General features: G+C 68.7%; 19 protein-coding genes and 1 riboswitch. Of the genes, 14 read left to right on the top strand and 5 right to left on the bottom strand.

Annotation, left to right across the window (positions count from 1 at the left end):
* Positions 1 to 191 precede the first annotated feature (191 nt).
* From AB0D53_RS36680 to AB0D53_RS36635, 10 genes are all read left to right on the top strand, one after another.
* Positions 192 to 800 (top strand): CDP-alcohol phosphatidyltransferase family protein, encoded by a 609-nt coding sequence (locus AB0D53_RS36680; protein WP_362453691.1) that lies wholly within the window; start codon positions 192 to 194, stop codon positions 798 to 800.
* Between the two features lie 113 nt (positions 801 to 913).
* Positions 914 to 3,409, top strand: a complete 2,496-nt coding sequence (locus tag AB0D53_RS36675) for a mannose-1-phosphate guanyltransferase (protein ID WP_362453690.1) — start codon at positions 914 to 916, stop codon at positions 3,407 to 3,409.
* Positions 3,410 to 3,507: 98 nt separating this feature from the next.
* Positions 3,508 to 4,431 (top strand): DUF881 domain-containing protein, encoded by a 924-nt coding sequence (locus tag AB0D53_RS36670; RefSeq protein ID WP_329814643.1) that lies wholly within the window; start codon positions 3,508 to 3,510, stop codon positions 4,429 to 4,431.
* Positions 4,428 to 4,760: a small basic family protein gene (locus tag AB0D53_RS36665; RefSeq protein WP_003970459.1), complete on the top strand. Its 333-nt coding sequence runs from the start codon at positions 4,428 to 4,430 to the stop codon at positions 4,758 to 4,760. Before AB0D53_RS36670 ends, AB0D53_RS36665 begins: the two co-directional genes overlap by 4 nt.
* A gap of 5 nt (positions 4,761 to 4,765) precedes the next feature.
* Positions 4,766 to 5,554, top strand: a complete 789-nt coding sequence (locus tag AB0D53_RS36660) for a DUF881 domain-containing protein (RefSeq protein WP_362453689.1) — start codon at positions 4,766 to 4,768, stop codon at positions 5,552 to 5,554.
* A gap of 190 nt (positions 5,555 to 5,744) precedes the next feature.
* Positions 5,745 to 6,533 carry an FHA domain-containing protein gene (locus AB0D53_RS36655; RefSeq protein WP_362453688.1) on the top strand — a complete coding sequence of 263 codons (789 nt, stop codon included), beginning with the start codon at positions 5,745 to 5,747 and terminating at the stop codon, positions 6,531 to 6,533.
* 17 nt (positions 6,534 to 6,550) lie between these two features.
* Positions 6,551 to 7,294 (top strand): MerR family transcriptional regulator, encoded by a 744-nt coding sequence (locus AB0D53_RS36650; RefSeq protein WP_362453687.1) that lies wholly within the window; start codon positions 6,551 to 6,553, stop codon positions 7,292 to 7,294.
* Between the two features lie 53 nt (positions 7,295 to 7,347).
* Positions 7,348 to 7,821 (top strand): bifunctional nuclease family protein, encoded by a 474-nt coding sequence (locus tag AB0D53_RS36645; RefSeq protein WP_006123076.1) that lies wholly within the window; start codon positions 7,348 to 7,350, stop codon positions 7,819 to 7,821.
* A gap of 168 nt (positions 7,822 to 7,989) precedes the next feature.
* A complete protein-coding gene (locus AB0D53_RS36640; RefSeq protein ID WP_329814647.1) occupies positions 7,990 to 8,607 on the top strand; it encodes a MerR family transcriptional regulator in 618 nt (205 codons plus the stop codon).
* A gap of 66 nt (positions 8,608 to 8,673) precedes the next feature.
* A complete protein-coding gene (locus AB0D53_RS36635; RefSeq protein WP_362453686.1) occupies positions 8,674 to 10,134 on the top strand; it encodes a DNA polymerase IV in 1,461 nt (486 codons plus the stop codon).
* Here the strand turns inward: AB0D53_RS36635 and AB0D53_RS36630 are convergent.
* The gene (locus AB0D53_RS36630; RefSeq protein WP_362453685.1) at positions 10,059 to 10,427 is read right to left on the bottom strand and encodes a PRC-barrel domain-containing protein; all 369 of its coding nucleotides are present in this window, start codon (positions 10,425 to 10,427) and stop codon (positions 10,059 to 10,061) included. The genes AB0D53_RS36635 and AB0D53_RS36630 overlap by 76 nt on opposite strands.
* Before the next feature lie 113 nt (positions 10,428 to 10,540).
* Positions 10,541 to 10,637: riboswitch (glycine riboswitch) on the top strand.
* Between the two features lie 194 nt (positions 10,638 to 10,831).
* Here AB0D53_RS36630 and gcvP point away from each other — a divergent pair.
* Positions 10,832 to 13,717 (top strand): aminomethyl-transferring glycine dehydrogenase, encoded by a 2,886-nt coding sequence (gene gcvP, locus AB0D53_RS36625; protein WP_362453684.1) that lies wholly within the window; start codon positions 10,832 to 10,834, stop codon positions 13,715 to 13,717.
* Positions 13,718 to 13,804: 87 nt separating this feature from the next.
* On the opposite strand, the gene AB0D53_RS36620 is transcribed toward gcvP, so the two are convergent.
* Together AB0D53_RS36620 and AB0D53_RS36615 are read right to left on the bottom strand one after the other, a co-directional pair.
* On the bottom strand, positions 13,805 to 14,011 hold the full coding sequence (locus AB0D53_RS36620) for a DUF5999 family protein (RefSeq protein ID WP_311203086.1): 207 nt from the start codon (positions 14,009 to 14,011) through the stop codon (positions 13,805 to 13,807).
* A 314-nt stretch (positions 14,012 to 14,325) separates the two neighbouring features.
* Positions 14,326 to 14,919, bottom strand: coding sequence for a hypothetical protein (locus AB0D53_RS36615; protein ID WP_362453683.1), 594 nt, complete (start codon positions 14,917 to 14,919; stop codon positions 14,326 to 14,328).
* Positions 14,920 to 15,400: 481 nt separating this feature from the next.
* On the opposite strand from AB0D53_RS36615, the gene AB0D53_RS36610 reads away from it, so the two are divergent.
* Positions 15,401 to 16,906, top strand: coding sequence for a glutamate-cysteine ligase family protein (locus AB0D53_RS36610; RefSeq protein WP_362453682.1), 1,506 nt, complete (start codon positions 15,401 to 15,403; stop codon positions 16,904 to 16,906).
* Between the two features lie 18 nt (positions 16,907 to 16,924).
* Here AB0D53_RS36610 and AB0D53_RS36605 read toward each other — a convergent pair whose 3' ends face one another.
* Positions 16,925 to 18,715 (bottom strand): substrate-binding domain-containing protein, encoded by a 1,791-nt coding sequence (locus AB0D53_RS36605; protein WP_362453681.1) that lies wholly within the window; start codon positions 18,713 to 18,715, stop codon positions 16,925 to 16,927.
* 184 nt (positions 18,716 to 18,899) lie between these two features.
* Here AB0D53_RS36605 and AB0D53_RS36600 point away from each other — a divergent pair, with 184 nt between their 5' ends.
* Entirely contained in the window at positions 18,900 to 19,679 is a 780-nt protein-coding gene (locus tag AB0D53_RS36600) for a CPBP family intramembrane glutamic endopeptidase (protein ID WP_362453680.1), read from the top strand.
* A 36-nt stretch (positions 19,680 to 19,715) separates the two neighbouring features.
* On the opposite strand, the gene AB0D53_RS36595 is transcribed toward AB0D53_RS36600, so the two are convergent.
* Positions 19,716 to 20,537: a PhzF family phenazine biosynthesis protein gene (locus AB0D53_RS36595; protein WP_362453679.1), complete on the bottom strand. Its 822-nt coding sequence runs from the start codon at positions 20,535 to 20,537 to the stop codon at positions 19,716 to 19,718.
* 147 nt (positions 20,538 to 20,684) lie between these two features.
* On the opposite strand from AB0D53_RS36595, the gene AB0D53_RS36590 reads away from it, so the two are divergent.
* A partial coding sequence (locus tag AB0D53_RS36590; protein ID WP_362453693.1) for a maleylpyruvate isomerase N-terminal domain-containing protein occupies positions 20,685 to 21,025 on the top strand: 341 nt, incomplete at its 3' end.

Below are 21,025 nucleotides of genomic sequence, written 5' to 3'. Positions count from 1 at the left end.
TACTGCAGGGGGGACCCTGTGGGAGAGTAGGACGCCGCCGAACTCCTTTTACGGGAAAGCCCCGTGCCCTTGTGGCACGGGGCTTTTCTGCGTTCACGGGATGCTTCCCGTCCCCCCTGTGCAACCGACAGCAGTGGCTGAGGGTAAGGTCAGGGGGCATCATTGGCACGTTCTTCACAGGAGGCCCCCGGGTGGAGGTCCAGGAGACTCGGGTTCAGACGGACCGGGTACTCACCATCCCCAACATCCTCAGCATGGCTCGCCTTGTAGGGGTTCCGCTCTTCCTGTGGCTGATTCTTCGCCCCGTGTTCGGCGGTCCCCAGAGCGACGGTTGGGCCTTGTTGGTGTTGATGCTCAGCGGCATCAGCGACTACCTCGACGGAAAGCTCGCCCGTCGGTGGAACCAGATCAGCAGCCTCGGCCGGCTCCTGGACCCTGCTGCGGATCGCCTCTACATCCTTTCGACCCTGGTCGGCCTGACCTGGCGGGAGATCCTGCCGTTGTGGCTCACCGCTGCGCTCCTCGCCCGTGAGCTGATGCTTCTCGTGATGGTCGGAATCCTGCGGCGTCACGGCTATCCGCCGCCCCAGGTGAACTTCCTGGGTAAGGCGGCCACGTTCAACCTGATGTACGCGTTCCCCTTGTTGCTGCTCAGCGACGGAAGTGGTTGGCTTGCATCGCTGGCCGCTATTTTCGGATGGGCGTTCGCAGGTTGGGGTACAACGCTCTACTGGTGGGCAGGGATCCTCTACGTGGTTCAGGTCCGCCGGCTCGTCAAGGCGGATGTAGCAGCCGATTGAGCTCGTTGACGCGGTGCCGCGCAGTGTGGCCGGCCCGCCGCGGATGACCCGGATGGTGCCCCGACGGGCGAAGTCGGCCAGACCGTCGTCTCTTCAAGGAGGACGTTTCCGACATGAAGGCCGTCGTGATGGCTGGCGGCGAAGGCACTCGCCTTCGTCCCATGACCTCAAGCATGCCCAAGCCGCTTCTGCCCGTCGCCAATCGGCCGATCATGGAGCATGTGCTTCGGCTGCTCAAGCGGCACGGGCTGAACGAGACCGTCGTAACGGTCCAGTTTCTCGCCTCGCTGGTCAAGAATTACTTCGGGGACGGCGAAGAGCTCGGGATGGAGCTCAGCTACGCCAACGAGGAGAAGCCGCTCGGCACCGCGGGAAGCGTGAAGAATGCCGAGGAAGCGCTGAAGGACGACACCTTCCTCGTCATTTCCGGTGATGCACTCACCGACTTCGATCTCACCGATCTCATCGCCTTCCACAAGGAAAAAGGCGGTCTGGTCACCGTATGCCTGACCCGCGTACCGAACCCGCTGGAATTCGGCATCACCATCGTGGACGAGGGCGGCCAGGTCGAGCGTTTCCTGGAGAAGCCCACCTGGGGTCAGGTCTTCTCGGACACCGTGAACACCGGAATCTATGTCATGGAGCCCGAGGTATTCGACTATGTCGAAGCCGATGTCTCGGTGGACTGGTCTGGCGATGTCTTTCCTCAGCTCATGAAGGAAGGCAAGCCCATCTACGGCTACATCGCCGAGGGGTACTGGGAGGACGTCGGCACCCACGAAAGCTATGTGAAGGCGCAGGCCGACGTTCTTGAACGCAAGGTCGATGTCGACATCGACGGCTTCGAGATCTCGCCAGGCGTATGGGTCGCCGAAGGCGCGGAAGTGCATCCCGACGCAGTGCTGCGCGGACCGCTCTACATCGGGGACTACGCAAAAGTCGAAGCCGGTGCGGAGCTTCGCGAGCACACCGTCATCGGGTCGAACGTCGTCGTCAAGAGCGGTGCGTTCCTGCACAAGGCCGTGGTGCACGACAACGTCTACATCGGTCAGCACAGCAATCTCCGCGGCTGTGTGATCGGCAAGAATACCGATGTCATGCGGGCCGCCCGTATCGAGGACGGCGCGGTCATCGGGGACGAATGCCTGATCGGCGAGGAGTCGATCATTCAGGGCAATGTCCGCGTCTACCCGTTCAAGACCATCGAGGCCGGCGCCTTCGTCAACACCTCGGTGATCTGGGAATCGCGCGGACAGGCTCATCTCTTCGGTGCCCGGGGCGTGTCAGGGATCCTGAACGTCGAGATCACCCCGGAACTGGCGGTCCGGCTGGCCGGCGCCTACGCCACGACTCTGAAGAAGGGCTCGACGGTCACCACCGCACGTGACCACTCCCGTGGTGCCCGTGCCCTGAAGCGAGCGGTGATCTCGGCCCTCCAGGCCAGCGCCATCGACGTCCGGGACCTGGAGAACGTACCTCTGCCCGTCGCACGCCAGCAGACCGCACGGGGCAGTGACGGCGGGATCATGATCCGTACGTCCCCGGGCGTGCCCGACTCGGTCGACATCATGTTCTTCGACGAGCGGGGAGCCGACCTGTCGCAGGCGCGGCAGCGGAAGCTGGACCGGGTCTACGCACGTCAGGAATACCGCCGCGCCTTCCCGGGCGAGATCGGGGATCTGCACTTCCCGTCCAGCGTCTTCGACTCGTACACCGGATCGCTGCTGCGGAACGTGGACACCGTGGGGATCGCCGACGCGGGTCTCAAGGTGGTCGTCGACGCCTCCAACGGGAGCGCCGGGCTCGTACTGCCCAGCCTGCTGGGGCGGCTCGGCGTCGACTCATTGACCATCAATCCCGGCCTCGACGAATCGCGCCCCACCGAGACCGCCGAGACCCGGCGCTCCGGACTGGTACGGCTGGGCGAGATCGTCTCGTCGGCACGGGCGGCTTTCGGCGTCCGGTTCGACCCGGTCGGTGAGCGGCTCTCCCTGGTCGACGAGAGGGGCCGGATCGTAGAGGACGACCGGGCGCTCCTCGTGATGCTCGATCTCGTGGCAGCCGAGCGGCGCAGCGGGCGGGTGGCGTTGCCGGTCACCACGACACGGGTCGCCGAGCAGGTCGCGGCGTACCACGGCACGCAGGTCGAATGGACGACGACATCGCCCGACGATCTGACGCGCGTGGGACGCGAGGAAGGCACCATCTTCGGTGGAGACGGGCGCGGGGGCTTCATCGTTCCCGAATTCAGCAGTGTCTTCGACGGATCGGCCGCATTCGTGCGGCTTCTCGGACTGGTGGCCAGGACCCAGCTCACCCTCAGCCAGATCGACGCCCGCATCCCCCGTGCCCATGTCCTGCGCCGTGACCTCGCCACCCCCTGGGCCGTCAAGGGACTGGTCATGCGCCGGGTCGTGGAGGCCGCCGGTGACCGCAACGTCGACACGACGGACGGTGTTCGGGTGGTCGAGTCCGACGGGCGGTGGGTGATGGTGCTGCCGGACCGGGCCGAGGCGGTCACCCATCTGTGGGCCGAAGGACCGGACGACGCCTCCGCACAGGCGCTGCTGGACGAATGGGCGGCGGTTGTGGACAGCGCAGGTCAGTAAGGGTTCTTCCGGTGTGCCCGCAGACGTCCGTGGGCGCCTGCGGGCACACCGGTGGGGCCATTCGGCGGTAGCGGCGGCGACGTGCGACGATGTGCGGCATGTCGCAGCAGCCCCCCGATCGGAGTACCGCCTCGCCGCCAGCGCGTCCCGACGCTTCCATGTCGCTGCTGACCAATGTGATGGACCACAGCCTGGACGACGGATACGCCGAGGCGTCGGCGCGTCGCAAGGCCGACGGGAGCGCGGGCCTGCCCCGTACGCTCAAGTCGAAGCTCGGCCTCGCCGCATGTCTGGTGCTGGCCGCCCTCGTGGTCACGCTCGGCGCCGCGCAGGCACGCGTCTCCGCGCCCGTTCTCGCCAAGGAGCGCCAGGAGCTGATCGATCGCATCGACGACGAGACGTCGGCGGCCGACACCCTTGAGTCCCAGGTGGACAAACTCCGGGACGACGTGGGCCGGCGCCAGCGCAAGGCGTTGGAGAAGCACGGCGGGGACCAGGGGGAGCGGGTGGCGCTGCTCGCCGGGGCGACCCCGGTCGAGGGGCCCGGGGTGAAACTCGTGGTCGACGATGCCAAGAACACCGACCAGGGGGGTGGCGGTCCCCGGGAGACCAGCGGATTCGCCGACACCGGGAGGGTCCGCGACCGGGACCTCCAGCGGGTCGTCAACGGGCTGTGGCAGTCCGGCGCGGAGGCGATCGCGATCAACGGGCAGCGGCTGACGGCCCTGTCGGCGATCCGCGCGGCGGGCGACGCCATACTGGTCGACAACAGACCGCTCGTGCCGCCGTACACGGTGCTGGCGGTGGGGAACGGGAAGCAACTCGGCACCGCGTTCCAGGACAGTGCCGACGGTCAGTATCTGCAGGCGCTCAAGGACACCTTCGACATCCGGACGAGCATGTCCGTGCAGCAGAAGGTGAGCCTCCCGGTCGCGCCGAGCCTGATCGTACGTACAGCAGAGCCTTATCAGGCCGCAGACACCGGCAGTGGTGCGGCAGACACAGGGAAGGGCACATCGTGATCGCCGTACTGGGCCTCGTCGTGGGAGTCGTGGTCGGACTGTTGGTCCGGCCCGAGGTGCCGGCCGTGGTCGAGCCGTATCTCCCGATCGCCGTCGTGGCCGCCCTCGACGCAGTCTTCGGTGGTCTGCGGGCCATGCTCGACGGGATCTTTGTCGACAAGGTGTTCGTCGTGTCGTTCCTCTCGAACGTCGTGGTGGCCGCACTCATCGTGTTCCTGGGCGACAAGCTGGGCGTCGGAGCGCAGCTGTCCACCGGTGTGGTGGTCGTGCTCGGGATCCGCATCTTCTCCAACGCCGCGGCCATCCGTCGGCACGTCTTCCGGGCCTGACGCCGATGAGCAACCAAGAACTTCCCGGCGAGCCTGAGCATGCCGACGAGCAGACGCCCGGCTCCGCCAAGGAACTCACCGGACGTCAGCGGCTGATCGCCGGGCTGTGGCCCCCGCGTGTGACACGGGCCCAACTCGTCGTCGCGCTCCTGCTGTTCGTCCTCGGTCTCGGCCTGGCCATTCAGGTGCGGTCCAACAGTGACAACAGCGCGCTGCGAGGTGCCCGGCAGGAGGACCTGGTCCGGATCCTCGACGAGCTGGACGACCGGACACAGCGTCTGGAGGACGAGAAGCAGCGGCTGGCCGCCCAGCGCACGGAGCTGGAGAACAGCTCCGACCAGGCCGAGGAGGCGCGTAAGCAGACGGTGGAGAAGGAGCGGCAACTCGGGGTGCTCGCGGGCACCGTGGCGGCACACGGCCCCGGGATCACGCTCACCGTCAACGACCCCGGGGACGGGGTGAAGGCGGACATGCTGCTCGACGCACTCCAGGAGCTGCGCGCGGCGGGTGCCGAGGCCATCGAGGTGAACGGAGTGCGTGTGGTGGCCAACACGTACTTCGCGGGCGACGGCGGCAATGTCAGGGTTGACGACCGTAAGATCAGCGCGCCGTACGTCTTCAAGGTGATCGGCAAGCCCCAGGATCTGGAGCCGGCGCTGAACATTCCGGGCGGTGTGGTCCAGACGCTGGAGAAGGAGCAGGCCACCGTGCAGGTCGAGCAGGTCGACGACATCGTCGTGGACGCCTTGCGACCGGCGAAGCAGCCTGACTACGCTCGGTCGTCGTCCCCGTGAAGCCGCGGCGCGAACGGGGCGAAGGACACGCGTCCGAGGTTGCGGGGGGTCGCCGCATCGTATTGGTGGCGCGTGGTGGAAACTGTCGAGTGGATACGGACGTTGTGAAGATGTCCGGGTCGGCAGGTGTGTTCATTCAGGGTTCGTCCTGCCCCACGGGCGGGTCTATTTCGGTCAAGGGGAAGCGCCCGTGAAGTTGTTTGGGAAGTTGTTCGGCAAGAGCGCTCGCGACGAGGCTGCCCGCCATCGCGCACCGCGCCATGGCCAGGGAGACGAGCAGGCCACGGAGCGCCCGCTCTTCCGGGATCAGGTGTCGGGTACGGGCAGTGACAATTCGGGAGCTTCCGGCGCGTCGTCTGTTGACCCTGCCGGTCCCGGCCGCATAGGTTTCGGAGAATCGTCGACCTCGAGTTCGGGTGGAGAGTTCGCCCCCAGGCAGGAGGGTTCGTCCATGCCGGTCTGTACGAGGTGCGGCCATCGCAACGCCGAGGCCAGTCGTTTCTGCTCCAACTGCGGTGCGCCGCTCAGGGGCGGGGTACCCGAGCGTGCCTCGGAGACGACCTCCACCATCTCCATCTCCGGTCTTGAGGCCTACGAGGCGGAGGCCACCGGGCAGACGGCTCTTCCGTCGCTCTCGCCCGAGGCCCAGGCCGCCGTCGACGCCCTTCCGCTCGGCTCCGCGCTCCTGGTGGTGCGCCGGGGCCCGAACTCCGGCAGCCGCTTCCTGCTGGACGGTGAGCTGACCACGGCCGGCCGTCACCCGCAGAGCGACATCTTCCTGGACGACGTGACGGTGTCGCGGCGGCACGTGGAGTTTCGCAGGGGGACCGACGGCAGCTTCACGGTCGGGGACGTGGGCAGCCTGAACGGCACCTACGTCAACCGGGAGCGCATCGACTCCGTCGCCCTGTCCAACGGCGACGAAGTGCAGATCGGCAAGTACCGGCTGGTCTTCTACGCGAGCCAGCGCGGTATCTGACCCGTCAGGGAAGGTCCATGCTGAGAACACCGACGGGCGGTGCCGTGGCCGGCACCGCCACCGCCGACGACCGCCCGATGAGCATCGGCACGGTGCTTCTGCGGCTGCGGGACGAGTTCCCCGAGGTCACGATCTCCAAGATTCGATTCCTGGAGGCCGAGGGACTCGTCGAGCCTCAGCGGACCCCTTCCGGCTACCGGAAGTTCCGTGGTGCCGATGTGGAGCGGCTGGCCCAGGTGCTGCGCATGCAGCGGGACCACTACCTCCCGCTGAAGGTCATCCGGGAGCATCTGGACGCCCTCGCCCGTGGTGAACAGGCCGCCCTGCCGTCCGGGGGCGGCCCGCGGGACCTGGCCGACGGCAGCTGGGCCGCGGAGTCCGGACGGACCACCGCGGCCCGGATCGGCCGTGCCGAGCTGCTGGCTGCTGCCGAGGCCACCGAGAGCGACCTCGACGAGTGGGAGTCTTACGGCCTGGTCGCTCCGACCGCCGATGGCGGCTACGACGCCGAGATGGTGACCGTTGCCAGGCTTGTGGCGGATCTGGGCAGGTTCGGTCTGGAACCGCGTCACCTGCGTGCCATGCGCGCGGCCGCGGATCGCGAGGTCGGGCTCATCGAGCAGGTGGTCGCGCCCCTGCGCCGGCACCGGAATCCGCAGACCAGAGCGCATGCGGAGGCCACTGCGAAAGAGCTCGCGGAGCTGTCCGTGAGGCTTCATTCGGCCCTTGTACAGAGCGCTCTGCACATCCGGCTCCACTGATCACGTCGGTGCCCGACTACCCAAACCTGCCGGGCACGTCCTAGGGTTGCTGTGTGAACGAGCTCGACGTTGTGGGTGTCCGGGTGGAAATGCCCTCCAACCAACCGATCGTGCTCCTGCGTGAAGTGGGAGGCGACCGGTACCTCCCCATTTGGATCGGTCCTGGTGAGGCGACTGCGATCGCCTTCGCCCAGCAGGGCATGGCTCCCGCCAGGCCGCTGACCCATGACCTCTTCAAGGACGTGCTCGAGGCCGTAGGCCAGGAGCTCACGGAGGTCCGCATCACGGACCTCCGGGAAGGGGTCTTCTACGCGGAGCTGGTCTTTGCCAGCGGAGTCGAGGTGAGCGCGCGGCCCTCCGACGCCATAGCGCTCGCGCTGCGCACCGGAACGCCGATCTACGGCAGTGACGGGGTGCTCGACGATGCAGGCATCGCCATCCCGGACGAGCAGGAGGATGAGGTGGAGAAGTTCCGCGAGTTCCTCGATCAGATCTCGCCGGAGGATTTCGGTACCAACAGTCAGTGACCGTTCTTCGAGGTCGCCGTCAGCGCATTCGGCAAGCCTTTCCCGCTCATGAGGCACGGGAAACCACCCTCAGGGTGATTATCACTCGGCGTGCCGAGTGTGGCGATCGTTGACGCACCCCGAGTGACTGCCTACCTTCGAGATGGCAGGTCAAGGACGGAGGTCGGCGTGAGAAGCAGCGGCGACGGTACGGCAGCGGGTGGGCCGTATCCGCAGCAGGGGAGTACAGCCGACCACACCATCATGCAACCGGTTCAACCGGCGGCGGTGGCGGGGGGCGGAGTGGCATCGGCCAACGACATCGGCTACCGGGGGCCGACCGCCTGTGCGGCTGCCGGGATCACCTACCGGCAGCTCGACTACTGGGCGCGCACGGGGCTGGTGGAACCGAGCGTGCGTCCCGCGTACGGGTCCGGCACGCAGCGGCTCTACAGCTTCCGGGACGTCGTTCTTCTGAAGATCGTGAAGCGCTTCCTGGACACGGGCGTGGCGCTTCAGAACATCCGCACCACGGTCCAGCACCTGCGGGCCCGGGGATTCCAGGACCTGGAGCGGATGACGCTGATGAGCGACGGGGCGACGGTCTACGAGTGCTCCTCGCCCGACGAGGTCGTCAGCCTGCTCCAGGGTGGTCAGGGGGTCTTCGGCATCGCGGTGGGCGTGGTGTGGCAGGACGTCGACGTCGCCCTCTCGCAGCTGCACGGCGAGCGGGTGGACACCGGCGAGACCCTCATCGGGAACAACCCCACCGATGAGCTCGCGCGGCGGCGCAACCGCGCGGGCTGACCCCGGTCCGCCGCACGGGCCCCGGGGCGCGGTGATTGTCAGTGCCGTAGGGCAGCATCGATTGATGTGAGAGCCGCGCCCACCATCCTGCATCTGGACATGGATGCCTTCTACGCCTCTGCGGAGCAGGCGGCGAAGCCGAGCCTGCGCGGCAAGCCGGTCGTGGTGGGCGGGCTGGGGCCGCGCGGAGTCGTCGCCACCGCGTCGTACGAGGCGCGACGCTTCGGGGTGCATTCGGCGATGCCCATGGCGCAGGCCCGGCGGCTCGCACCCAACGCGGCGTATCTGGTGCCCCGCTTCCAGCTCTACCGATCGGTGAGCGACCAGGTGATGGCGCTCCTGGGGCGGCTCTCCCCGCTGGTGGAGCCGCTCAGCCTGGACGAGGCCTTCGTCGACCTGGAGGCCGGTGGGACGGCCGATGACGCGGCTTCGGCACTGGAGATCGGTGAGCAGCTGCGTACGGCCATCCGAGCGGTCACCGGGCTCACCGGCTCGGTCGGACTCGCCGGTTCCAAGATGCTGGCCAAGATCGCTTCGGAGGAGGCGAAGCCGAACGGTCTGCTGCTCATCGAGCCGGGTACGGAACGGGCCCTGCTCGCGCCCATGCCGGTGCGGATCCTGCCCGGTGTCGGGCCGGCGACGGCGGACCATCTGCGCCGTGCCGGGATGACCACGGTCGACGACTTGGTCGAGGCGGGTGAGGACGAGCTCGTACGCCTGCTGGGGAAGGCGCACGGCAGCTCGCTCCACCGGATGGCGTTCGGGTACGACGACCGGCCGGTGGTCGCGGAGCGGGACGCGAAGTCGGTGTCGGTCGAGGACACCTTCGACGCCGATCTGCACGACCGGGTGCGGATCCGGACGGAGGTCGAGCGACTGGCCGACCGGTGCGTCCAGCGGCTGCGGGGCGCGGGGCGGTCCGGTCGGACGGTGGTGCTGAAGGTGCGCCGGTACGACTTCTCGACGCTCACGAGGTCCGAGACGCTCCGTGGACCCACGGACGACCACACGGTGGTCCGTGAGGCCGCCGCACGCCTCCTGGAGGCCGTGGACACCACCGGAGGCGTCCGGCTCCTGGGAGTGGGTGTGACGGGGCTCGCCGACTACACGCAGGAGGATCTTTTCGCCCAGGCCGCCGGTGAGCAGGCCGCGACCGAGGAAGCGGCCGAAGCCGCGGCACCGGCCGGGGACGACACGGCCGGGCCACCGGACGATTCCGGAGCGGAGGACCGGGAGACCCCCGGACAGCGTGCTGACCGGCGCTGGCCCGCCGGGCACGACGTACGCCATGACACATACGGCCATGGCTGGGTGCAGGGCAGCGGCGTCGGCCGGGTGACGGTGCGGTTCGAGGAGCCCGAGTCGGCGCCCGGACGGGTGCGTACGTTCCGGATCGACGACCCGGAGCTCCGGACCGCCGACCCGCTGCCCCTGGTGCAGGACCCGGTGGACTACTCGTCCTGGCCGGCCAGTCTGCCGAAGTCCCTGTCCGGGCCGGCCGGCCCGGACAGGGAGTCCAGACCGTAGTGCCGGTAGAGCTGGAGCTCTTGTTCCGGTGAGAGATGGCGGCCGACGCCGAAATCGGGCGCGTCCCTGATCAGCGCGCGGTCGAAGGGGATGCGGAGCGAATCCTCCACGAATTCGCTGGGTTCCAGCGGGACGAACGCGTCCCGGCTGAAGAGTCCGGTACGTACGGCAGCCCACTCGGGCACTCCGGTCGCGTCGTCGAGATACACCTCGTCCACGGTCCCGATCTTGGTGCCCTTGCGGTCGAACGCCTTGCGGCCGATCAGGCTGCGCGGATCGATGTCGGTCTGCACGGTCCCTCCCACTGGTCGCGGCTACTCCACAAGCACTACAAAAGGGCAGATCGGAGTGGTTGGCCACTCGAGAAATCAGCCATGACCCCCGCTGGTAGGCTGGTGATGGCCGCTGACCCCGTGCGGGAGAGTCCTCCGGAGCTGATCCGAAGGCGCCGAAGGAGCAAATCCTCCCCGGAATCTCTCAGGCCCCCGTACCGCACGGACGAGGTCACTCTGGAAAGCAGGGCGGGTCACGTGCGGCCGAGTGCCGGTGCGAGTCCCTTCCTCACCGACGGTGAAAGCCGGTACGCCGCAGGGCGCGCCGGTGAAGCTCTCAGGTCGAGATGACAGAGGGGGAGGCCGTTCGGGCACCCGCGCCGTGGTGCCCCTCGCAGGTCGTGACAGACCAGGAGGCCTCCACCATGACCCCCCGTCGCACCCCGCTCTCCCAGCTGGAGCAGGGCATTCCGTTCGAGCAGCGCCATATCGGCCCCGATGCCGAGGCGCAGTCGAAGATGCTCGCCCAGCTCGGTTACGGCTCGCTGGACGAGCTGACCGCGGCCGCGGTGCCCGATGTCATCAAGAGCACGGAGGCACTCGGACTGCCGGCCGCCCGTACCGAGGCCGAGGTGCTGGCCGAGCTGCGCGCGCTCGCGGACCGCAACCAGGTGCTGGCCCCGATGATCGGGCTCGGCTACTACGGCGCCTTCACCCCGCCGGTGATCCTTCGCAACGTCATGGAGAACCCCGCCTGGTACACGGCCTACACGCCGTACCAGCCGGAGATCTCGCAGGGCCGACTGGAGGCGCTGCTCAACTTCCAGACGATGGTCGCCGAGCTGACCGGGCTGCCCACCTCCGGCGCCTCCCTGCTGGACGAGGGCACCGCGGCCGCCGAGGCCATGGCGCTCTCGCGGCGCGTCGGCAAGGTGAAGGGCGGCGTCTTCCTGATCGATGCCGACGCCCTGCCGCAGACGATCGCGGTCATCGAGACCCGCGCCGAGCCGACCGGTGTCGAGGTCGTCGTCGCCGACCTGTCCGACGGCATCCCGGCGGAGATCGCCGAGCGTGGTGTCTTCGGCGTCCTGGTGCAGTACCCGGGTGCGTCCGGGGAAGTGCGGAACATCGCGCCCGTCATCGAGCAGGCCCATGAGCTGGGCGCGATCGTCACGGTCGCCGCGGACCTGCTGGCCCTGACCCTGCTCGCCTCGCCCGGTGACCTGGGCGCGGACATCGCGGTCGGCACCACCCAGCGCTTCGGTGTGCCGATGGGCTTCGGCGGACCGCACGCCGGGTTCATGGCCGTACGCGAGAAGTTCGCCCGCAGCCTTCCGGGCCGCCTCGTCGGTGTCTCCGTCGACGCGGACGGCAACAAGGCCTACCGGCTGGCCCTGCAGACCCGCGAGCAGCACATCCGCCGCGAGAAGGCCACCAGCAACATCTGCACCGCCCAGGTGCTGCTCGCGGTCATGGCCGGCATGTACGCGGTCTACCACGGCCCGGACGGGCTGCGGACGATCGCCGGGCGCACCCACCGCTACGCGACGATCCTGGCCGAGGGCCTGCGCGCCTCCGGCATCGACGTCGTGACCGGCGCCCACTTCGACACCCTCACCGTGCGCGTCCCGGGCAAGGCCGCCGGCGTCGTCGCCGACGCCCGCGAGCGCGGGGTCAACCTGCGGCTCGTCGACGCCGACCTGATCTCCATCGCCTGCGACGAGACCACCACGCGTACGCAGATCGCCGCCGTCTGGGCCGCCTTCGGCGCCGACGGGGACATCGAGGGGCTGGACGCCACCGTCGCCGAGGCGCTGCCCGAGGGCCTGCTGCGCTCCGACGAGATCCTCACCCACCCGGTCTTCCACCAGCACCGCTCCGAGACCGCGATGCTGCGCTACCTGCGCAGGCTCGCCGACCGGGACTACGCACTGGACCGCGGCATGATCCCGCTCGGCTCCTGCACCATGAAGCTGAACGCGACCACCGAGATGGAGTCGATCACCTGGCCCGAGTTCGGCGCGCTGCACCCCTTCGCCCCGGCCGAGCAGGCGGAGGGCTTCCTCACTCTCATCCGCGAGCTGGAGGAGCGCCTCGCCGAGATCACCGGGTACGACGCGGTCTCCATCCAGCCGAACGCGGGCTCGCAGGGCGAGTTCGCGGGCCTGCTGGCCGTACGGGCGTACCACCGGGCCAACGGTGACGAGCAGCGCACCATCTGCCTCATCCCGTCCTCCGCGCACGGCACCAACGCGGCCAGCGCCGTGATGGCGGGCATGAAGGTCGTCGTGGTCAAGACCGCCGACGACGGCGAGGTCGACATAGAGGACCTCCGCGCCAAGATCGAGAAGCACCGCGACGAGCTCGCCGTGCTCATGATCACGTACCCTTCGACGCACGGAGTGTTCGAGGAGCACGTCGCCGACATCTGTGCCGAGGTGCACGACGCCGGCGGTCAGGTGTACGTCGACGGTGCCAACCTCAACGCGCTGGTGGGCCTCGCCAGGCCGGGCCGGTTCGGCGGCGACGTCTCGCACCTGAACCTGCACAAGACCTTCTGCATCCCGCACGGCGGCGGCGGCCCCGGCGTCGGTCCGGTCGGGGTGCGTGCGCACCTCGCGCCCTACCTGCCGAACCACCCGCTCCAGCCCTCCGCGGGCCCCGAGACCGGCGTCGGACCGATCTCGGCCGCACCGTGGGGCTCGGCCGGTATCCTTCCCATCTCCTGGGCGTACGTGCGCCTGATGGGCGGGGAGGGACTGAAGCGCGCGACGCAGGTCGCTGTCCTCGCGGCGAACTACATCGCCAAGCGTCTGGAACCGCACTACCCGATCCTGTACAACGGCCCGGCCGGTCTGGTCGCGCACGAGTGCATCGTGGACCTGCGGCCCATCTCCAAGGCGACCGGCGTCAGCGTCGACGACATCGCCAAGCGGCTGATCGACTACGGCTTCCACTCGCCGACCATGTCGTTCCCGGTCGCCGGGACGCTGATGATCGAGCCGACCGAGAGCGAGAACCTCGCGGAGCTCGACCGGTTCTGCGACACGATGATCGCCATTCGGGGCGAGGTCGAGAAGGTGGCCTCCGGCGAGTGGAGCGCGGACGACAACCCGCTGCACAACGCTCCGCACACCGCGGCGATGCTGGGCGGGGAGTGGAAGCACGAGTACAGCCGCGAGGAGGCGGTCTTCCCGGCCGGAGTCTCGGCCGCCGACAAGTACTGGCCGCCGGTGCGCCGGATCGACGGCGCCTTCGGCGACCGCAACCTCGTCTGCTCCTGCCCGCCGCTGGACGAGTACGACAACTGAGCGATGAGCATGACCGTGTGACGCGGACATGCGTCGGGGCCGGTTCGGACAATTCTCCGGGCCGGCCCCAGCTCGTACCGGCCGCGGTCAGGCGGCCCTCATCACCCGGTCGGTCCCCAGGGGCCGGTGCGGAGCGATGATCTGACCGTCCGGGAGCAGCTCACCGGTGTCCTCGAAGAGCAGGACTCCGTTGCACAGCAGGCTCCAGCCCTGTTCCGGGTGGTGTGCCGTCAGGCGGGCGGCCTCCCGGTCGGCTGAGTCGGCGGTCGGGCATGGTGGCTGGTGCTGGCACATGGCTGGGTTCTTTCGCTGCGTTGTAGTGAATGTCCTGCGGCTGGATGAGGTGTTCATGGCCGCCCCCCGTATCGATCGGTCCGGTCCCAGTGTTGCCCCACGGGCGTCAATCCGCAGGGATTTCGCAGCAGCACTTCTCCTTACCCGGAGGACGCGTCACCCGCGCGGACGGTTCACCGTAATTGCACTGTCCCTTCGGGTGGTTCGGGGTGGTCGGTACGGGCTAGTCCGGACGGGTACGGAGTGCGCCCCCAGCACTGTGCCCCGCGACCGGGTACGGCGGCGGGGCACAGGACAGGTGCGGGGTCCGGGTCTCAGGCCGGTGATCCGAGCAGGGGGCCGGGGCCGGGGGTGATGCGCAGCGTCATCACGCGGAGCAGATCGGCGACCCGGTGCGGGCGGTGTGCCGCGATACCCGGTGGGGCGGGAGCCAGCGGAACCAGAAGGTCGGCGGGGGCCAGCGCCCCGCCGGAGGCGTCGGCCTCGATGTCGCCGTGCAGCCACAACGCCAGCATGTAGAGCTCCGGGATGGACAGCAGCCGCGGCTGGTAGGGCGCTGTCACCGTCTCGGCCTGGCGCAGGGCGAGTTCGGTCGAGGCGATGTACGGGCCCTCGAAGAAGTGCGAGAAGGCCCAGCCGTCCGGGGTGAGCATGGTGTCCGCCGCGGCGACGGCCTGTTCCGGGGTGCGGATCAGGAACCGCCACCCGGCGAGCCGGGTGGCGGGAGCGAGTCCGTTCGGACCGATCCGCTCCAGTACGTGGACGGGGAGCGGGAGTTCGGGACTCAGTGGCTCCTGGGCGGACCTGAGTGCGGGTGTGCGGGCTTCACGGACCGCGGTGGGTGAACCGAGTGCCGTGAGAACGCTGCGCAGAGCGGGCACGGGAGCCGGGGGAACATGCAGCGGCATAGTGGGTCGCCTCTCACTTCGGAGACACGGTGGTGCGTGGGCGGGTGCAGACGGCGCTGTCGGCATGCGGGGCCAGAGGAGGCCGGTGACTGGGCCGGTGCGTCAACTCTCTGCCTCGTCCGCGGAGTTTATACGACACGTGTTCACGCGGTGATTCCACTAGCCGTCGCAGGCATTGCCGACAAGGCGGTATCAAGACTTTATTATGCGGAGAATCTACTGATTCTGTGTCAGCGGCGCAGCCACCGCCAGGGATTTTTCCCCGGGCGCGGACGGCCGAAACGCGTCGACGTTTTCACCGGTGCCTGCCGGGGAAACCGCGGGCCGCGTCATGCCCATGGAATGTGCCCCGGGCTTCTCTCTCAGATTACTGGCCCCGCCGGGTTCTTGTGGGCGTTATGGATCACCTCGCCTGGGCATTATCGATCGTGACGCGAGCGGTCTGGGCCGTGGGCCGCCCACCTGAGGGAGGGACGCTCCGATGGGGGAGAAGGTCGTGGCGGGCGCCTTTGACCTGTCCGATCGGCAGGGGTACAGGAAGAAGCTCCACCAGTGCCTGGAGGGGCTGGAGAGACTTCTCGTGGAGCGGAGGTTCGACCGGCCGCGCAACCTCATGGGCGTGGAGATCGAGCTGAATCTCGCGGGTGCCGACGGCATGCCGAGGATGATGAATGCGGAGGTCCTCCCGCGCATCGCGAGCCGTGATTTCCAGACCGAACTCGGGATGTTCAATTTGGAAGTGAACATAGTCCCGCACCGTCTGGGAGGGCGCGTTTTCGATCAGCTGGCCGAGGAGCTCAGGGCCGGGCTCGGATATGCCCACCGGAAGGCGGGCGAGGTCGATGCCGGGATCATGATGATCGGTATTCTGCCCACGCTGCGCCACGAGGACCTCGTCCTGGCGAACCTCTCGGACGTGGACCGCTACACACTGCTGAACGATCAAATGGTGGCCGCGCGGGGCGAGGATTTCTCCCTCGATATCCAAGGCGTGGAACGACTGGTCTCCACTTCCGCCTCGATCACCCCCGAGGCCGCCTGCACCTCGGTCCAGCTCCATCTGCAGGTGACGCCGGCTCGATTCGCGGCCGTGTGGAACGCGGCCCAGGCCGTCGCCGGTGTCCAGATCGCACTCGGGGCCAACTCGCCCTTCCTGTTCGGCAAGGAGCTCTGGCGGGAATCGCGCCCGCCGCTCTTCCAGCAGGCCACCGACACCCGGCCGCCCGAACTCCGGAACCAGGGCGTGCGGCCCAGGACCTGGTTCGGAGAGCGGTGGATCGGCTCGGCGTACGAACTCTTCGAGGAGAACCTGCGCTACTTCCCGCCGCTGCTCCCGATCTGTGACGAGGAGGAGCCGCTGCGGGTCCTCGACGAGGGAGGGGTGCCACGGCTGCAGGAACTGGTGCTCCACAACGGCACGGTCTACCGCTGGAACCGGCCGGTGTACGGCCTGATGGACGGCGTACCCCATCTGCGGGTGGAGAACCGGGTCCTGCCCGCCGGGCCCACCGTCACCGATCTGATCGCCAATGCGGCGCTGTACTACGGACTCGTGCGGGCGCTCGCCGAGGAGCCCCGTCCGGTGTGGACCAGGCTGCCGTTCGCCGCGGCGGAGGAGAACTTCGACACCGCGTGCCGTCTGGGCATCGACGCGGAGCTGACCTGGCCGCGTCCCGGCCGTGCGGGCGGGCTGACCCGGGTGCCGGCCGTGAAGCTCGTACGGGACGAACTGCTGCCGCTGGCCGCCGCGGGGCTCGATGCCTGGAACATCGAGCCCGCGGACCGCGACCGTTACCTCGGGGTCATCGAGGAGCGCTGCAGGCGCCGGGTGAACGGGGCGTCCTGGCAGGCGGACACCTACCACCGGGCACGGGAGGCCGGGATGGACAGGCACGCGGCGCTGGCCGCGACCACCCGGTGGTACGCCGAACTGATGCACAGCGGGGAGCCCGTGCACAGCTGGCCGGCCGGTGTCCCGAAGCCGTGACGCCGGCGCTCGCCCGGGCTATTCCTGGGTGGTGTGACTGCTCTGGCCGGCCGTCATGATGGCCTGCAGGATCACCGTCTGGATCTCGGCCGGGTCGATCACCTGGTAACCGCCACCGCCGGTCACCTTCGCTATCTCGTTCACCTCCTCGCGGTCCGCCTCGGGGCCGACCGCGATGGCGAGCAGCGGCACCGGGCGCTCCGGGTCGGCGATCCGCTTCAGTTCCGCGATCAGGGCGCTGCGGGAGATGGAGCGACTGTCCTGGTTCGATCCGTCGGTGAGGATCACGACCGCGTTGAACTTGCCCTTCACATAGGTCGCCTGGGCGTCCTTGTAGGCAGCCAGCATGGTGTCGTACAGACCGGTCGCCCCGCCCGGCACGGGCTTCAGTGCCGCGAAGGCCGCTGCCAGCTTCTCCCGGTGGGTGCCGCCGCCCTTCGCCGGGTCGCCCAGCCGTGTGGCCGGCACCAGTTTGCGGTAGTCCTTGTCGCCGTCGAGTGTGGTGGCGAACTCCCAGAGCCCGATCTCGTCGTTCGGTGTGAACTGGTTGAGGGCCTGGATCAGGGACGCCTTGGTGACGTCCATCCGGGACTGGTTGCGCCCCGGGACGATCGTGGCCATGGACCCGGACGCGTCGACGACCGTGGTCAGCCGCGCGCTCTGCACCGTGATCGTCCACATGCCGAGCGTCTGCTGGAGCGCCTCGGCGGTCGGTGGGGCGGCGGCCGCGGTGGCGTACGGCTGGGGCTTCCTGCCACCCGCCGGTGCGACCACCGACTCCGCGGCCGTGCCGTCGACGTCCCGGAAACCCTTCTTCGCCAGGAGGTCCTGAGCACCGGGTTCGTTCAGCAGGGTCATGAACCGCAGCGCCGCCCGGCTCTCGGACGTGCTCATCCGGTTCTCGTCGACCAGGGTGTACGGGTAGTTGAGGAGCGGGGTGCCGTCCTTGGGGTAGAAGAGGTCGAGCTTTCCGCCACCGGTCGCCTCCGCGTTGTGGGCGAACGCGGCCTGCTCGGACAGGAGCACCGCCTGATTGCGCTCCGGATTGCCCTGCTCGGCGCCCGAATCGCTCTGCGCCAGTGTTTCCAGCACCTGGGTGTCACCGTCCGACATGCGCTGTGCGAGCAGCTTGGCGGTCGCCGCGACCCTGGTGTCGCTGTCGCCGCCCTGCTTCTCGGAGGATGCGCCGATGCCGGCGAGCGCCAGCAGGCCGGTGGCACTGCGGGCCGGGTCGGCCGCACCGAGGCGGACCTTGTCCGACTCCATGGCCGCGGCAGTCAGCTCCGCCCAGGAGTACTTCTTCTTCGGCCAGCCGAGGCTCTTGGCCGCGGACGGAACCATGGCCAGGGTCACGGGGGAGGACGCCACGGAGTCGCCCGGTGTGATCGGGACGCCGTCACCGGAGCCCTTGGCCCGGTCGACCCAGAGGTCGGAGTCGGGCAGCCAGACCTGGAAGTCCGGGGTGCGGGCGTCGCTGGAGAGGGCGTCGGCGACCTTGTAGGAGTCGCGGGCGACCACGGTCACGTACAGGCAGCGGCCGTCGGAACGCACCTCGTCCTTGCGTGCCTTGTCGGCGACGGCGCGAATGGAGGGTGCGATGTCCGGCGATGCCATCATGGACAGATGTACGGCCGAGTCCTCGCAGCTCTTCGAGAACGACAGCAGGCCGCCCTGTGCCGCGACGGCCGTTCCCGCCGCCACCGCGAGTACGAGCATGGTCGCGATGACGACGGTGCGCCGGCGTCGTGGCGGTGATCCGTCCCCGCTTCCGTCTCCGGCGTACTCGTCGGGCAAGCTGTGACGTCCCATGTCGGTGGTGCCCCTCCTTGAGGATGTACAAGGAAAAGGGGGACCACACCATCGGCAATGGTGGTTGTCCCCCGGCCTGTCGCGCATGATCTTCGTACCTGCATTCGAGACCCTAGCCGGACGGGGAGCGGGATGGGACACGAATGCACAACTGAAGGCAGGTGTACAGGTGGAGGCGGGGCTTATGGCTGATTCTTTCCCTCAGGAGGCTGTTCCGCGACGGATTCTTCGGTCCGAAACGGTCCTCGTGCTGGCTCTCTCCCTGGGTGCCAGCGGGGTGTCTGCCCTGATCAGTTTTGTCGGATCACTGACGAAACCAGGGGGTTTGAAGGAACAGGCCGCGACGCTCAACGGTTCGTACGCCCCGGGGCGTCCATGGCTGGATCTCGCCTGGCAACTCTTCGGTATCGCGACCGCCCTGGTGCCGGTCGCCCTGGTCGCGCATCTGCTGCTGAGGGAAGGCGCGGGCCTGAGGTCCATCGGTTTCGACCGCACCAGGCCATGGCCGGACCTGGGGCGCGGCACCTTGGTCGCGGCGGGCATCGGAAGCGCCGGTCTCGCCTTCTATCTGGTGGCCAGGGCAGCAGGATTCAACCTGACCGTGGTTCCGGAGTCGCTGCCCGACGTGTGGTGGAAGTTCCCGGTCCTGATCCTGTCCGCGATCCAGAACTCGGTCGTGGAGGAAGTGATCGTCGTCGGATATCTGCTGCGCAGACTGGGTCAGTTGGGGTGGACTCCGATGGCCGCCCTGGCCGCCAGTTCGGTGCTGCGCGGTTCGTACCACCTGTATCAGGGGATCGGCGGCTTCATCGGCAACATGGTGATGGGCGTCGTCTTCGTGCTGCTGTACCGGCGCTGGGGGCGGGTCGGGCCGCTGGTCGCGGCTCATGCGCTGCTGGACATCGGGGCGTTCGTCGGATACGCCCTGCTGGCGGGGAAGGTGGGCTGGCTGCCCACACCGTGAGGGTGAGCAGCCCTGTACGGCCCCCCGCGCGCCGGCTCAGAGCGTCGTGAGCAGTTCGCCGTCGATGACCGTCACCGCGTCGCCGGTCAGCAGGGTCCGGTCGCCGCGCAGCGAGGTCCGGACCAGGCCGGAACGGGCGGAAGCCTGAAGTCCGGTCAGCTCGTCCCGGCCGAGACGGGCCGACCAGAAAGGTGCCAGCGCGGTGTGGGCGCTGCCGGTCACCGGGTCCTCGTCGATACCCACGCGCGGGAAGAAGCCGCGGGAGACGAAGTCGTAGCCGCGGGAGGGGTCTTCCGCCGAGGCCGTGGCGACGACGCCCCGCCGGGAGACCTCGGCCAGGGCGACGAGATCGGGGATCAGTCCTCGTACGGTCGCCTCGTCGGACAGCTCGACGACCAGGTCGCCGATGTGCGGGCCGGTGTCGTGCACGGAGAGCGGGTCCGCGCCCAGGGCGGCGGCCAGCCCGGCCGGGGTGGCCTCCGGTGTCAGCGGGGAGGTGGGGAAGTCGAGGGTGATGGAGCCGTCCGGGCGGGCGGTCGCGGTGAGGATCCCGCACCGCGCCGCGAAGCGCATCGTGCCGTTCGCCGTCCCGGTGGTGTGCAGGATGTGCGCGGTGGCGAGGGTGGCGTGACCGCACATGTCGACCTCCGTGGTCGGGGTGAACCAGCGAAGTGCCCAGTCGGCCTCGCCGCCCGGCGGCAGCGGGTGGGCGAAGGCGGTCTCGGAGAGATTCAGTTCCGTGGCGATCCGCTGGAGCCGGTCGTCGTCGGGAAAGGTGCCGGAATCCAGGATCAGGACTCCCGCCGGGTTGCCGGTGAAGGGGCGGTCGGTGAACGTGTCGACGATGCGAATCCTCATGGCGCGACCCTATGTACGGTGCGGAGCCGCGTGCCAAGGCCAATCCGGTGTCACTGGACCTGGAATGCCGATGGGTGAACGGTGCCGCCGGAACCGGCCGTGCCGATGTGTTCGTCCGCCTCTGCGGCACCGGACCACGTTGCCGGCGTGGATCTCTTCTCGTGTTCCTGGACGGCCTTGCGCACGGTGGTCGCCGGGCTTTCGGACGAGGACTTCGCGAAGCCGTCCGGCTGCGCCGGCCGGTTCGTACGGGACCTGGTGTGTCATCTGGTCATCGACGCCCAGGAAGTCCTGATCACTCTGGTGACTCCCACCCCGGGGGCGGAACCGAGCCGCGACGCGGTGACCTACTGGGACGTCGCCGCGACGCCGCCGACCGGTGACGATCTTGCTGGACGGGCTGGACGGGCTGGACGGGCTGGACGGGCTGGACGGGCTGGACGGGCTGGACGGGCTGGACGGGCTGGACGGGCTGGACGGGCTGGACG

This window comes from Streptomyces sp. NPDC048295 (assembly GCF_040652135.1).
GTDB lineage: Bacteria > Actinomycetota > Actinomycetes > Streptomycetales > Streptomycetaceae > Streptomyces.
The sequence above is the reverse complement of the archived record's forward strand: the minus strand, read 5'-3'. Positions and strand labels throughout refer to the sequence as shown.